Annotated in this window: 13 protein-coding genes; 9 read left to right on the top strand and 4 right to left on the bottom strand. The window is 35.0% G+C overall.

Translation table 11 applies throughout. The features are described 5' to 3' along the window. Window positions 1-14 precede the first annotated feature (14 nt). The 4 genes from OLM58_RS13980 to OLM58_RS13965 all read right to left on the bottom strand — a co-directional run bounded on the left by OLM58_RS13980 (window position 15) and on the right by OLM58_RS13965 (window position 3,652). Window positions 15-986, bottom strand: coding sequence for a GNAT family N-acetyltransferase (locus OLM58_RS13980; RefSeq protein WP_264529399.1), 972 nt, complete (start codon window positions 984-986; stop codon window positions 15-17). A 173-nt stretch (window positions 987-1,159) separates the two neighbouring features. Beyond that, a complete protein-coding gene (locus OLM58_RS13975) occupies window positions 1,160-1,762 on the bottom strand; it encodes a trimeric intracellular cation channel family protein (RefSeq protein ID WP_017495383.1) in 603 nt (200 codons plus the stop codon). 94 nt (window positions 1,763-1,856) lie between these two features. Next, window positions 1,857-2,720 carry a hypothetical protein gene (locus OLM58_RS13970; protein WP_264529398.1) on the bottom strand — a complete coding sequence of 288 codons (864 nt, stop codon included), beginning with the start codon at window positions 2,718-2,720 and terminating at the stop codon, window positions 1,857-1,859. Between the two features lie 188 nt (window positions 2,721-2,908). Continuing rightward, a complete protein-coding gene (locus tag OLM58_RS13965) occupies window positions 2,909-3,652 on the bottom strand; it encodes an RDD family protein (RefSeq protein ID WP_264529397.1) in 744 nt (247 codons plus the stop codon). 20 nt (window positions 3,653-3,672) lie between these two features. Between OLM58_RS13965 and OLM58_RS13960 the strand changes: the two genes are divergently transcribed. From OLM58_RS13960 to OLM58_RS13920, 9 genes are all read left to right on the top strand, one after another. Continuing rightward, entirely contained in the window at window positions 3,673-4,638 is a 966-nt protein-coding gene (locus OLM58_RS13960) for a stage II sporulation protein M (protein ID WP_264529396.1), read from the top strand. Then, complete coding sequence (locus tag OLM58_RS13955) at window positions 4,638-5,588, top strand: hypothetical protein (RefSeq protein WP_264529395.1); 951 nt, start codon at window positions 4,638-4,640, stop codon at window positions 5,586-5,588. Before OLM58_RS13960 ends, OLM58_RS13955 begins: the two co-directional genes overlap by 1 nt. Then, window positions 5,581-6,357, top strand: a complete 777-nt coding sequence (locus OLM58_RS13950) for a DUF4129 domain-containing protein (RefSeq protein ID WP_264529394.1) — start codon at window positions 5,581-5,583, stop codon at window positions 6,355-6,357. The genes OLM58_RS13955 and OLM58_RS13950 overlap by 8 nt, the downstream gene beginning before the upstream one ends. Continuing rightward, window positions 6,350-7,561 carry a DUF4350 domain-containing protein gene (locus OLM58_RS13945; RefSeq protein ID WP_264529393.1) on the top strand — a complete coding sequence of 404 codons (1,212 nt, stop codon included), beginning with the start codon at window positions 6,350-6,352 and terminating at the stop codon, window positions 7,559-7,561. The genes OLM58_RS13950 and OLM58_RS13945 overlap by 8 nt, the downstream gene beginning before the upstream one ends. A gap of 39 nt (window positions 7,562-7,600) precedes the next feature. Further along, a complete protein-coding gene (locus OLM58_RS13940; RefSeq protein ID WP_264529392.1) occupies window positions 7,601-8,611 on the top strand; it encodes an AAA family ATPase in 1,011 nt (336 codons plus the stop codon). Between the two features lie 68 nt (window positions 8,612-8,679). Further along, complete coding sequence (locus tag OLM58_RS13935; protein WP_264529391.1) at window positions 8,680-9,294, top strand: hypothetical protein; 615 nt, start codon at window positions 8,680-8,682, stop codon at window positions 9,292-9,294. A 31-nt stretch (window positions 9,295-9,325) separates the two neighbouring features. Further along, complete coding sequence (locus OLM58_RS13930; protein WP_264529390.1) at window positions 9,326-10,657, top strand: DUF58 domain-containing protein; 1,332 nt, start codon at window positions 9,326-9,328, stop codon at window positions 10,655-10,657. Between the two features lie 164 nt (window positions 10,658-10,821). Next, window positions 10,822-11,907: a phosphoglyceromutase gene (locus OLM58_RS13925; protein WP_264529389.1), complete on the top strand. Its 1,086-nt coding sequence runs from the start codon at window positions 10,822-10,824 to the stop codon at window positions 11,905-11,907. Window positions 11,908-12,147: 240 nt separating this feature from the next. Further along, complete coding sequence (locus OLM58_RS13920) at window positions 12,148-12,939, top strand: TrmH family RNA methyltransferase (RefSeq protein WP_017495394.1); 792 nt, start codon at window positions 12,148-12,150, stop codon at window positions 12,937-12,939. Window positions 12,940-12,941 lie beyond the last annotated feature (2 nt).

Genomic DNA, 12,941 nt, shown 5'->3' with positions numbered 1-12,941 from the left:
ATTCTTTTTTCTATTTAAACAAAAACACCATTTAACTTCTTATAATTTGCAGTTTCTACTTCGTAGAAATCATGAACTATGGTACCAGCTCCAAAACTTTCTTTCCAATACGATAGACCTTCATTCAGGTACTTCCCCTGATTTTCGTTTGAAATTCCAAAATCAAAGAATCTCTTATGAGCAAATCTCTCCTGAATCAGATAATGATACAAATAATCTAAGCTTCCCAAATCTCCTTTTTCATTCTTCGAAATATACTGACAATGCACCGTAGTTTCAGTTTCAAAAATTGTAGTTCCTGCAACAATTTTATCTTCTAAATAAACACTAAACTGATGAATATTTTGAGGAAAATGTTTTTGCAGATAACATATTTCTTCTGCTGTGTGTATAGGATTCACTTGATGTCTTTTATTCAAATTGGGAATTAAAACTTCATTCCAAAATGGTTCAAAATCAATCTCTTCTTTAATTATCAACTTATTACAAACTCCTTTTTTAAAACCTCTCTTTCTAATTTTTGATACGACATTTTGCTGCGATAAATCGATTACCGAAAGTGAATCACGACGTACTGGTTTCGCATCAACCAGAAATAAAGCATACAAAATTTCTTCTGCAGGTTTTATATGATAAATAGACGGAAGAGTTTTATAATGCAGCTTCAGAATCTCATTTTCGTTCAGGAAGAACAAAACCACCTGAAAAATTTCAATAACGTCAACTTGTTTTGTTTTTTCACTATAAACCAAGCCTCCGTAAGTCAATCCCTGATGTGAGTAAACTGAATTTCCAACTTTGTTCGCCGGTAAAATTGCTTTTAACTTATCATCCTTGAAAACCAAAAGTGAGAAATCTTCAAATCGATCCTGATGATATTCCATAAAATCACGATGGAAAAGGAATGTTGCATTTTTAGCCTGCGCCACAAATGCATTCCATATTTCGTAATCGTTTTTATGATAATTCCTTACGGTATATTTCATTCCGCTTTCTGTAGTAATTTTATGGTTCTCTTTTTGAATTCTGTTGAAACAAACTTATAAAAAAGTTTGCCGCGAATTCACAAATTTAATTTTTATTGTCTAACAAAAATTTAAATTCTGTTTGTGAATTCGCGGCTCTTAAATTTTCAGCACACTGCTATCGTTTAAAAATCTTACTTGTGTTCAAATGCTGGTAAATACCATTTGTATTTTACTGCTAATAAACGGGTAACAATCATTACGACAGAAGTTACTAAATACAAAACATCGTCTTCTAAATTCAGTTTTTTCAGGATAAAAAATACGATTCCTCCAAAAATACAGATGGTTGCATAAATCTCTCTTCTAAAAATGGTTGGAATTTCGTTACACAAAATGTCCCGAATCACACCACCAAAACAAGCTGTCATGGTTCCTAAGGCAATACAAATAACCGGATGCAAACCAATCATAATTCCTTTTTCGAGTCCAATTAAGGTAAAAACACCTAATCCGATGGTATCAAACAAGAATAGCGAAGTACGCAGTCTGTCGAACTTTTTTCTGAAAAGGATAGCAAATCCAAACCCCAGGATGATTACATATACATATTGCAAATCCAGCATCCATCCTACAGGTGTTCTGCCAATCAGCACATCACGAAGCGTTCCTCCACCTACGGCTGTAACAAAAGCAATGATAAAAACACCAAACGGATCCAGCTTTTTATGCATCGCTGTCAAAGCACCCGACATGGCAAAAGCCATTGTACCAATAATATCTAATAAATGAAACATTTTATACTTTTTAGCTGCAAAAGGTGCAGAGCCGCAAAGGTACAAAGGTTAGAGCTTTTTTTTATATTCTTTAGTGCCTCTTCTCTCTGATTATTTATTTTTTTACATAAATCGGACTTCTTTTCAAAAGATAAGAAACAGAATCCATCCAACTGTCTTTTATGTTTAAGAATGGCTTACGAGTTTGCGAATAGATTTTCGTTCCGTTTTTATACATGTCAAAATAAACCATGTAATTGTAGTAGGTTTGTGTACTTGAGGTTGTAGTTGAAATATCGTTTGTTTTCAGCTTTTTATTGTTGTCACTCACTTTAGCGTTTCCGCTGTTATAAGTTGAAGCTACTGACCCTTCAGTTATGCTATATGACACTTTTGTTGCGATGACATTATCCACTCCTAAAATTTGCTGAAGATCTTCGATTGGGGTTTCATCTATATTTTTATAATCTATCCCTGCTTTGTGCAATAAACTGTTGGTTACTCTTAAATCCTGAACCGTTAACGGAAAAATATTCGACGATTTATCCAGTAATTTGTTGTACAAATCATTCTGAGCAAATTTTGCCATTTCTTCTGAACTTTCTAAAGTACCTGAGTTTACATAAGGTACCGGCAGCACAGCAATGGTATTGGGTTTCATTTCTGCGGCAGCAATCACCTGTCCTGAATTACCTGAACTCGTATTGTTTGATGCTACGGTATTTGCAGATACATCAAAAGTTTGAGAACGCCCGCTCGCAAAATCAATTCTGGCAATCTGAGATACGTCAAGTGAAATTTGCAGTGTTTCTCCAGGTAAAGAATATTCAACTGTTTTATCTGACATTTTTGCAATGGTACATTCAATAATCTGATAATCTCTTTTTATAATTTTATCCAGTTTTTTGCTACTGGTCTGAGCAAAATTGGTAACGGAAATCAGCAACATTAAAATTGCAAAAACCTTTGTAATTTTCATAATTTCTATAATTTAAATGATCCTACTCTTAAAGCTTTTCGGTAACGCCTTTCTAAAATCAAGAACTACCTGTCTAATGCAATCTAAAAATCAGTACTACACAAGTTGATTTTAGTATTAGTAAAACTACAAAAATTATGACCTTTATAAAATGACATTTATCATCATTTTTTTTACCCCTTTAAACGCTACATATTCTGCGTATAAAAATTATAATCTTTGAGAATGACTCTCAGAAAGTCACTATTATTGCCTGACTGATTTTTAATTCCGGTGACACTCTCTATTTTGGCAACCAGTTTATAAATGATTTCGTGATCGTTTTTGGCAAGTGCACTTTGAAAAGTCTCTTTGATAATTCGCATATCATTGTCTGACAATTTAATCACCAAAGGATAAGTAGGAACATAAGCATCTCCAATTTCCTCCAGAATAGTATGGCTGATGTTGATTTTATTTTTTAACGTAATCACAGCTGTTCCGGCAACCATATCACCCAGTCGCTGTCCTTTTTGACTCGAAATTATGGATATCAGCCCCACGATTCCTCCCAGAATAGAAATATCAACCAGTCTAAAAAACCATCGCATTAAGTAATCGCCGAATCCCGCCTGATAACCGTCAATTTTTACCACTTTTATTTTTACTAATTTCTTGCCAATCGTCTGTCCTTCAAAAATGCTTTCTAAGGTTATGGTATAAATGATAAATGGAAAATACATTAATAAAAGTATAGACATTCTCGACCAGTTATCTAAGGTATTCAGCACTTTATCGAAATTTAATCCGTAAAAAAACACCAGGGAAATTACGGTCACATAAGCCAGTTTAATAGCCAAATCGATGAAATAAGAACCTATTCTTTCCCCTATCGTTGCGGCGATAAAATTTATTTTGACATTTTGCGTCGTATTTATAGATAATTCTGACATATTTTATATTTTAGCCTGCAATGAGAGAAGTTGCCTTCATAAAACAAAATAAAGAAAAATGGCTGGAATTTGAGCTAGCTATTTTTGGTAAAGCTAAAAAAAATCCTGACGAGTTAGCTAATTTGTACATTCAAATGATGAATGACCTGTCGTATGCCCAAACGTATTATCCGAAGAGCAAAACCGTTATTTACCTCAATCATCTCGCTTCACAAATTTATCAGAAAATTTATAAAACAAAACGAACAGAAAAAAATAAGTTTCTGGAATTCTTTGTTACCGAAGTTCCCTTGCTTATGTACCAGTACAAACGCTATTTACTGTATGCGTTTGCGTTATTTTTTCTGACAGTGGGAATTGGAGTTGTCTCTGCCCGATACGATCAGGATTTTGTTCGCCTTATTCTGGGTGATTCTTATGTGAACATGACCTTAGAAAACATCAAAAAAGGAAATCCAATGGCTGTATACGGCTCCGGAAGTAACTGGGGAAGTTTTATCGGCATCACCATGAACAACCTTTATGTCGGTGCGAGATGTTACATTTACGGGATTTTCGGAGGTCTGGGTACTTTTTACATTTTCCTTCAAAACTGTATCATGCTGGGTTCTTTTCAGTACTTTTTTTACGAACAGGGCGTTTTCTGGAAAAGTGTACGTGGTATCTGGATTCACGGTTCCATGGAAATCTTCGCCATCGTAATCGAAACTACTGCGGGCTTTATTTTGGGAGCTTCGATCCTGTTTCCTAAAACTTTCTCGAGAATGAATTCTTTTAAAATAGGCTTCAAAAATAGCTTCAAGATATTCCTTAGTACTTTTCCGTTTACCATCAGTGCGGGTTTTCTGGAAGGTTTTATCACACGATATTCCATTGACATGCCCAATTGGCTAAGTAGTTTTATCATTTTACTTACTTTAGCTATAATTTCATTTTATTATTTGATTTACCCTTTTATTGTTCACAAAAAAACAACTTTATCCTAATGTTTGAACTTTACAAAAAACGACAGCTGGGCGATTATATCATCGATACTTTTTCCTTTTTTAAAACTTTCGGAAAACACTTTTTTAAGATCTTTTTCATCATCAACGGGGCCTTTCTCCTAATCGTAGGGGCTTTGGTATTTTTCTTTTTAAAAAGTAATTTTCAGGCTGTATTTAATGATAGCTTAAACCAACCCGGCTCTGACAATCTTGCCGGTTATTTTAACGATAATTTTGGACTCTTAATTGGCTTTGTTGCCCTCTTTTTTATTGCTGTGATTGCTTTATCGCTTTTCAACTCGACTTACCCTATTTTGTACTTAAAACTGGTGGCGAAAAAGAACACAACTGATTTTAAAACAGAAGATATCACCACGATCTTCAGACAAAACATCTGGAAAATCATCAAATTTTGTATTGGACTTACCTTTCTTGTTGTTCCGGTGCTGTTAATTGTTATCATCATACTCTTCTTTTTATGCTTTCTAATTGTTGGGATTCCCCTTCTGCTAATTGCCATCCCCGCTTTATTTACCTGGGTAAACTTTAGTTTTTATGCGTATCTGACAGAAGATAAAAGTTTCTTTCAATCCTTAAACCATGCTTATCTTTTACTAAAAGAAGATTTCTGGACTTCAATTGGTGCTACTTTTTTAGTCATCATCATGATTCAGATGATTCAGGGATCGATTACCATGTTTTTCTATTTCGTCGGAATATTTATGGTCTTCCTGACCGCTATGGGAAGTTCTAATTATAATACAGAAGCGATGAGTGATTCCCCGCTCTTGCTGGTATTTCTGACTCTGATTTTCATCCTCATATTTACTCTGAGTAATATTTTCAACAACATGATTATGGTCAATCAGGGAATTATGTATTACAGTTTGGGAGCAAAAGAAAAAATTTCAAATCGCGACATTGATTTAATCGGAACCGATAATGAATAAAATCTTCCTATTCCTTTTATCATTTTTTATTTTCTCCGGCATTGTTCAGGCACAGGATACTTTGGCTACAGCCGAACCTCCCAAAATAACATCCGTAAAATACACTGAAAAAGATATTCGGGTAGATTCCGGCACTATAGAAATTAAAACTTTCTCTAAAAATTTCAAAAAAAAGTATACCGGTTCCAGCTTTGTTTATGAATTTAAAACTCCTGAAAAAGGTTTATGGCAGCGTTTTAAGGAATGGCTGGCCAGTGTTTTTAGTGATTGGTTCGACTTTGAAACTCCGCAAAGCTCTATTAATTTTGTTTCGGTTTTAATAAAAGTACTTGCCGTTCTCATCATCATTTTTGTTATTTATTTGATCGTAAAAGCGATCATTAATAAAGAGGGACAGTGGATTTTTGGAAAAAACGCTAAGAAAAAAAATATCATCTATTCAGAAATCGAAAAGAACATTCATCTTTTAGATTTTGATAAGCTGATTAAAGAAAGTATACAATCAGGAGAAAAAAGAGCTGCCGTTAGATACTACTATCTGTGGCTTCTGAAAGTAATGGCACAAAATAATTACATCGAATGGGACATCGAAAAAACCAATTCTGATTATTTATACGAACTTCAAAAGCCTGCCCACAAAGAAGAGTTTACTTATTTGTCTTATCTGTACAACTACATCTGGTACGGGGAGTTTGAGATTGATGAAATCACTTTCAGAAAAGCCGAAAACCGATTTAAGAATGCCTTAAAAACCTTTAGCAATGAATAAAACACTTAAAATTTACATTGCTGTACTGGTTCTTATTCTGGCTTTAATTCTGATAGCAGATCGGGAACAGCCAAAACCTATTGATTGGACACCGACCTATTCTGTTAATGACAAAATTCCTTTCGGGCTCTATGTTTTTAACAACGAAATCAATGATTTTTTTAAGAATCATACTGTAGAACGAATTTCAGACCTAACTCCTTATGAGTATTTGAACTCAAAATATGACAATGACAGTCTGCTAGAAAATTACAAAATAAAAGGAACTTTTTTAAACATCTCCGAATCCAATACCATTGATGAAGAATCTGTAAATGAACTTCTTTACTTTGTATCGCGTGGAAACAATGCTTTTTTGAGCATGAAAGAATTCCCTAAATACCTATTAGACAGTTTAAAAGTTGAAGTAAATGCTGATTATCTCAATTCAGGTAACACCACCGTATGGCTGGCTAACTCCCAACTGAAGGACAAAAAATATAAGTTTGTACAGACACTGGAAGATTATTTTTCTAAAATTGATACCGCAAAAGTCACCGTTTTGGGCTATCAGCTTTCTTCGATCAAAAAAGCAAAAAAGCACGTCAATTTTATAAAAATACCATATTATCAGGGGTATTTTTTCCTGCACACACAGCCTGTCGCTTTTACAAACTACAACTTACTGAAAGCAAACCATTATCAGTACACAGAGAACGTCTTATCCTGTTTGCCTGAGGGAGATATTTTTTGGTATACGAAAGGGCAAAACAACGAACGCATTTCCGAATCGCCTCTGCGATACATTTTAAGTCAGCCCGGTTTAAAATGGGCCTGGTATTTCTTTCTGTTTGGAATGCTGATTTTTATTATTTTTAATGCCAAGCGTAAACAGCGAATTGTTCCCATATTAAAGCCTTTGCCCAATTTAACCGTTGATTTTACAAAGACTATCGGAAATTTATATTATCAGGAAGGCGATCACACTAATATTATTGATAAAAAAATCATTTACTTTTTAGAGAAAATGAGAAATGAATATTTAATCGATACCACAAAACTGGACGATCATTTTATTCAAAAATTGCATCATAAAACGGGTAAAAATGTAACGGATATTCAGGAACTCGTATTTTTGATTAACGAACATCGAAAGAGTTATCACGGCAGTCTTGAAGAAGATCTGATCCGAATAAACAATGCCATCGAAAAGATTTTACATTAAAAAAAACAACCGAATTCAACAAAAGAAAAAGAGACCATCATGGACGATATCAATACAACATCTGAAATCACAAATGAAAATGTGAATTTTGAAACCAGAATAAATTTAACTCCTCTTTTAGATCACGTTAGCGCGATCAAAAAAGAACTTGAAACCGTAATTGTCGGACAGCACAAAATGGTCGATCAGCTTTTGGTGGCTATTTTATCAAACGGACACGTTTTACTGGAAGGAGTGCCGGGAGTTGCCAAAACGATTACGGCCAAATTATTATCCAAAACCCTGAACATCGGCTTCAGCCGTATACAATTCACACCGGATTTAATGCCATCGGATATCTTAGGAACTTCGATTTTTAATTTAAAAACCTCTGAATTTGAATTCAAACAAGGTCCAATTTTCTCCAATTTAATCTTAATCGACGAAATAAATCGTGCCCCTGCCAAAACACAGGCAGCACTTTTTGAAGTAATGGAAGAACGTCAGATTACCATTGACGGATCGGCCTATCAGTTAGAAACTCCATTTCTGGTAATTGCCACTCAAAACCCGATTGAACAGGAAGGAACTTACCGTTTGCCGGAGGCACAATTGGATCGTTTTTTGTTCAAAATCACCATCGATTATCCGAAACTCGACGAAGAAATTTTAATTATCCAAAGAGAGCATTTACTACAAAATCACGGAAAATTAGAGGCTGTTAAAACAATACTTTCTGCTGCCGAAATAAAAGAGTACCAGGCTTTGGTAAAACAAATCAGAGTCGAGCAAAATCTGTTAGAATACATTGCACGAATTGTTGTCAATACCCGTGAAAATGCGTTCTTATACCTTGGAGCCTCTCCTCGTGCTTCAATCGCTATTTTGAATGCCGCCAAAGGTTTTGCTGCCATCCGAGGACGTGATTTTGTTACTCCTGAAGATATAAAAGAAGCTGCCATTCCGGTTTTACAGCATCGTGTAATTGTAGCCCCTGAGCGCGAAATGGAAGGCATCACAAGTTCAGAAATCATCAGACAAATTATTGAGACTGTTGAAATTCCGAGGTAGTTATTGGTCTCAGTTTTCAGTCTCAGTTGCAGTTTTCGGTACTATGCTTAATAACAAACCTTTTTTAAATGAAATATTCTAAAATTTTCTTTTTGTTTCTTCTGGGTATCACATTGGTAAGTTTTAAACCTTTGAATATTAAACAAGCGGATACTGCCAATACATCAATTTATTTTTTAACGGACAAACAACAAATTGAATCGTTAATAAAAAAAGCTTATGAATGGATCGAAACCAAAAAAACACAAGGCGACTTTGATGTTATAGAAAATAAAAAGGGAGATAAATATGTGGCGTTAAATACAAAAACACATCATAAAATAATAAGCGAACTTAAAAACTCTAATTTTTTTGCACAGCAATTTATCGACAATTATAACAAAATTGCGCTGAAAATTGGGGAGGATCTTAAAAGCAGTAAAATCGAATATTGGGTTGGAGAATTACCTCCATACGGCAACGATAGCAACCCATGGTGTAATTGTCAGGATAATCCGGAATCTTATTGGAAAACATTAAAAGTAAACGACTTAAAAATCCAAAATAACAAAGCGACATTTTACTGGACATGGACAGAATGGAAAGATAGTCCTAAGTATAAAGTAACAGCAGTTAAAGAAAATGGAATCTGGAAAATAGCCGCCTTAGACGGTTTTGATTATAAAAACTTTACTAAAATATAGTAAAAAAACTTTAACCCTAATTTTATTAAAATTGAAATTCATCAAAAGCCTTTATCTTAATAACTTCTTCTTCTATGTGCTTCTGAGCATGATTGGATTGTTTGTCTGTGCTTTTATTTTCCCAAATTTGTATAATGCAGTTTGGTTTGTGGTTTTAATTTTATTTACTTTCTTAGGGCTTGACGTACTCCTGCTCTATCTCAGTAAAACAGGCATTGAAGCAGAAAGAACCACACCGGAAAAACTTTCAAACGGAGATTTGAATCCCGTAACCATCACCGTTAAAAACCATTATACCTTTAAAATTTTAGTTAAAATAATTGACGAAATTCCGTTTCAGTTTCAGGTACGTGATTTCAAAATTGCAAAAACGATTAAAGCTTCTGAACAAAAAGAAATTGGCTACGAATTACGACCAACAGAACGAGGAGAATATTATTTTGGTTATCTGAACGTTTATGTTTCGTCACCGCTAAGATTAATTTCCAGAAGATTTTCGTTCGATAAAGACAAAATGGTTCCCACCTATCCGTCTTATATTCAGCTGCGAAAATACGATCTACTGGCTTTTTCGAATAATCTGTACCAATACGGAATCAAAAAAATCCGTAGAATTGGCCATACGATGGAATTCGAGCAAATTAAAGAGTATGTTCAGGGTGACGACCTTCGAACTTTAAACTGGAAAGCCACAGCCAAGAAAAATGCTTTAATGGTCAATCAGTTTCAGGACGAAAAATCGCAGTCTGTTTACATGGCAATTGATAAAGGCCGCTCCATGCAAATGCCTTTTGACGGCTTAAGTTTACTGGATTATGCCATAAATTCGGCCTTAGTTTTATCGAATGTGATTCTGAAAAAGCAGGACAAAGCAGGAATTTTTTCATTTTCTAAAAAAGTAGAAAACCGTGTTTTTGCCGAAAAAAGGGCTTCTCAAATGCAAAAAATTCTGGAAACCTTATACAATATTAAAACCGATTTTTTCGAAAGTGACTACAGCCGTTTGTATGTGGACATCAAAAAAAACATCAATCAAAGAAGTTTAATCATTTTGTACACTAACTTTGAAACGATGGATGGTTTAAACCGACAATTACCTTATTTAAAAGGAATTGCAAAAAACCATTTATTGGTGGTTGTTTTTTTCAGTAATACCGAACTAAATGCAATCATCAACAAAAAAACAGACACTATTCAGGAAATCTACGACAAAGTGATCGCTGAAAAATTCATGTTCGAAAAGCGTTTAATTGCTAACGAACTCAAAAAATACGGCATACACTCTGTTTTAACACAGCCCGAAAATCTGACTTTGGACGCTATCAATAAATATCTGGAAATTAAAGCCAGAGGGATTTTGTAGAAGTGAGAAATGCTTTTTTTGTGAAAAATGATTTGTGAGAAGTAAAATGACTGCAATTGTTTTTTTGCAAATATTATTAAAACATCAAGTTCTTTATAAAAATTAAGATTAGTCAAAAAATCGTTGAACCTTTGTTCTTTTGAACCTTTGTAATTTCTAAGAAAATGAAAAAACTACTTGTACTTGTATTCGTTCTTGCAAACTTTATGTCTCATGCCCAAAAAACGGAGAACATTATTATCATCACCACAGACGGCTTTAGATGGCAGGAAGTGTTTAAAGGAATGGACTCTGCAATTGCCAATGATAAAAAATTCAATCAGGGAGACAGTACCTATATTTACAAGAATTATGCAAATGCTGACTCCAAAGAAAGCCGAAAAAAAATCATGCCTTTTTTATGGTCAGAAATTGCTTCGAAAGGGCAAATTTATGGCAATCGCGAGGTAGGAAGTAAAGTTGATGTTTCAAACCCTTACTGGTTCAGTTATCCGGGATATAGTGAAATTATGACCGGAAATGTTGATGTTGCCATCAACTCCAATCATTACAAAAACAATCCAAATGTAAATGTCCTGGAGTTTTTAAACCAGCAATCTAAACTAAAAGGGAAAGTTGCCGCTTTTGGAGCCTGGGATGCTTTTGATCGAATTTTAAACGAGAAAAGAAGCGGTTTTCCGGTAATTTCTGCCTTCGATAATGTGGGAGGAGACAAACCTACAGAAACTCAAAAGTTATTGAATGAAATGCGCAACAATTCGTTTAAACCTTTTCATCAGGATGAGTGTTTAGATGTTTTTACACACTATCAGGCTTTAAACGAACTTAAAACCAAAAAGCCAAAAGTACTTTACATCGCCTACGGAGAAACCGACGAATGGGCACATGCCGGTCATTACAGATCGTATCTTGATGCTGCAAACCAGGTCGACAAATGGATTAGAGAAATCTGGAATTTTGTACAAAACGATCCTCAATACAAAAATAAAACTACACTGGTAATCACCGTAGATCACGGTCGCGGAGATAAAACAAAAGCACAATGGACAGACCATGGTGCCGATGTTGAAGGTGCCTCACAAATTTGGTTCGCTGCTATGGGACCTGAAATCGCACCAAAAGGAGAAATCAAAACAGATTCTCAACTGTATCAAAAACAAATAGCGCAAACCATTGCAAAAATCATGGGATACACCTTCACCGCTCCACATCCGGTAGCAAACGAAATTTCAGAAGTACTTCAGAAATAAGAAGATTTTTTTGCCACGAATTTCACGAATTTACACGAATAAGTATTTTACTTACTCCTGATGAAATTCCTGAAATTGGTGGCATTTTTTCTTTATTTCCCCCTCTGAACCTCTGCAACTTTGAACCTTTGAACCTTTGAACCTTTGTACCTCTGCAACTTTCCAACTTTCCAACTTTCCAACTTTTTTAAAAAAATCTCAGTACCTTAGCCCCTCAGAACCTTAGTCCCTTTAAAAAAAATGAAACAAATTACTTCAGTACAAAATCCGTTTATAAAATCACTTGTTTTACTACAGGAAAAGGCCAAAGCCCGCAAACAAACCGGAACATTTTTGATTGAAGGCTTACGTGAAATTTCACTCGCAATAAAAGGAGGCTACGAAATAGAAACCGTTTTATTTTTACCTGAATTGGTTACTGAAAATCAGATTCATAAATTGGTAAACAGTCCGGTTCAACTCATTGAAATCAATAAAGAAGTTTATCAGAAACTAGCTTATCGCGATACTACTGAAGGCGTTCTGGCCATAGCCAAAACCAAATCGATGCTTTTATCAGATCTGAAATTATCTGATAATCCATTGATTATAGTGGCCGAAGCACCGGAAAAACCGGGAAACATCGGCGCCCTTTTGCGTACTGCCGATGCCGCAAATCTTGATGCCGTATTAATTGCCAATCCAAAAAGCGATTTATACAATCCGAATATTGTACGCTCCAGTGTTGGCTGTTTGTTTACCAATCAGATTGCAACAGGAACGACAGCTGAAATCATAGCCTTTTTAAAAGAAAAGAAGATTGATTTTTACTGTGCTACACTTCAAAATTCCACTTCGTATCATACACAGGATTTCACCACTCCCACCGCATTGGTTGTGGGTACAGAGGCTACCGGCTTAACGCAGGACTGGCGAGATGCTGCTACTCAGAATATCATCATTCCCATGCAGGGCGAAATCGACAGCATGAATGTCTCGGTGGCTGCCGCAATTTTAATTTTCGAAGCCAAGCGTCAACGCGGATTTAACTAAAC

It is taken from the genome of Flavobacterium sp. N502540, assembly GCF_025947365.1.
Classification (GTDB): domain Bacteria; phylum Bacteroidota; class Bacteroidia; order Flavobacteriales; family Flavobacteriaceae; genus Flavobacterium.
Note: the sequence above shows the minus strand (reverse complement) of the source record. Positions and strands in the feature narration are given on the sequence as shown.

What these genes read in the sequence shown, in the direction of transcription:
- OLM58_RS13980 (WP_264529399.1), bottom strand. Translation starts at nt 986, where the DNA reads ATGAAATATACCGTAAGGAATTATCATAAAAACGATTACGAAATATGG.
- OLM58_RS13975 (WP_017495383.1), bottom strand. Translation starts at nt 1,762, where the DNA reads ATGTTTCATTTATTAGATATTATTGGTACAATGGCTTTTGCCATGTCG.
- OLM58_RS13970 (WP_264529398.1), bottom strand. Translation starts at nt 2,720, where the DNA reads ATGAAAATTACAAAGGTTTTTGCAATTTTAATGTTGCTGATTTCCGTT.
- OLM58_RS13965 (WP_264529397.1), bottom strand. Translation starts at nt 3,652, where the DNA reads ATGTCAGAATTATCTATAAATACGACGCAAAATGTCAAAATAAATTTT.
- OLM58_RS13960 (WP_264529396.1), top strand. Translation starts at nt 3,673, where the DNA reads ATGAGAGAAGTTGCCTTCATAAAACAAAATAAAGAAAAATGGCTGGAA.
- OLM58_RS13955 (WP_264529395.1), top strand. Translation starts at nt 4,638, where the DNA reads ATGTTTGAACTTTACAAAAAACGACAGCTGGGCGATTATATCATCGAT.
- OLM58_RS13950 (WP_264529394.1), top strand. Translation starts at nt 5,581, where the DNA reads ATGAATAAAATCTTCCTATTCCTTTTATCATTTTTTATTTTCTCCGGC.
- OLM58_RS13945 (WP_264529393.1), top strand. Translation starts at nt 6,350, where the DNA reads ATGAATAAAACACTTAAAATTTACATTGCTGTACTGGTTCTTATTCTG.
- OLM58_RS13940 (WP_264529392.1), top strand. Translation starts at nt 7,601, where the DNA reads ATGGACGATATCAATACAACATCTGAAATCACAAATGAAAATGTGAAT.
- OLM58_RS13935 (WP_264529391.1), top strand. Translation starts at nt 8,680, where the DNA reads ATGAAATATTCTAAAATTTTCTTTTTGTTTCTTCTGGGTATCACATTG.
- OLM58_RS13925 (WP_264529389.1), top strand. Translation starts at nt 10,822, where the DNA reads ATGAAAAAACTACTTGTACTTGTATTCGTTCTTGCAAACTTTATGTCT.
- OLM58_RS13920 (WP_017495394.1), top strand. Translation starts at nt 12,148, where the DNA reads ATGAAACAAATTACTTCAGTACAAAATCCGTTTATAAAATCACTTGTT.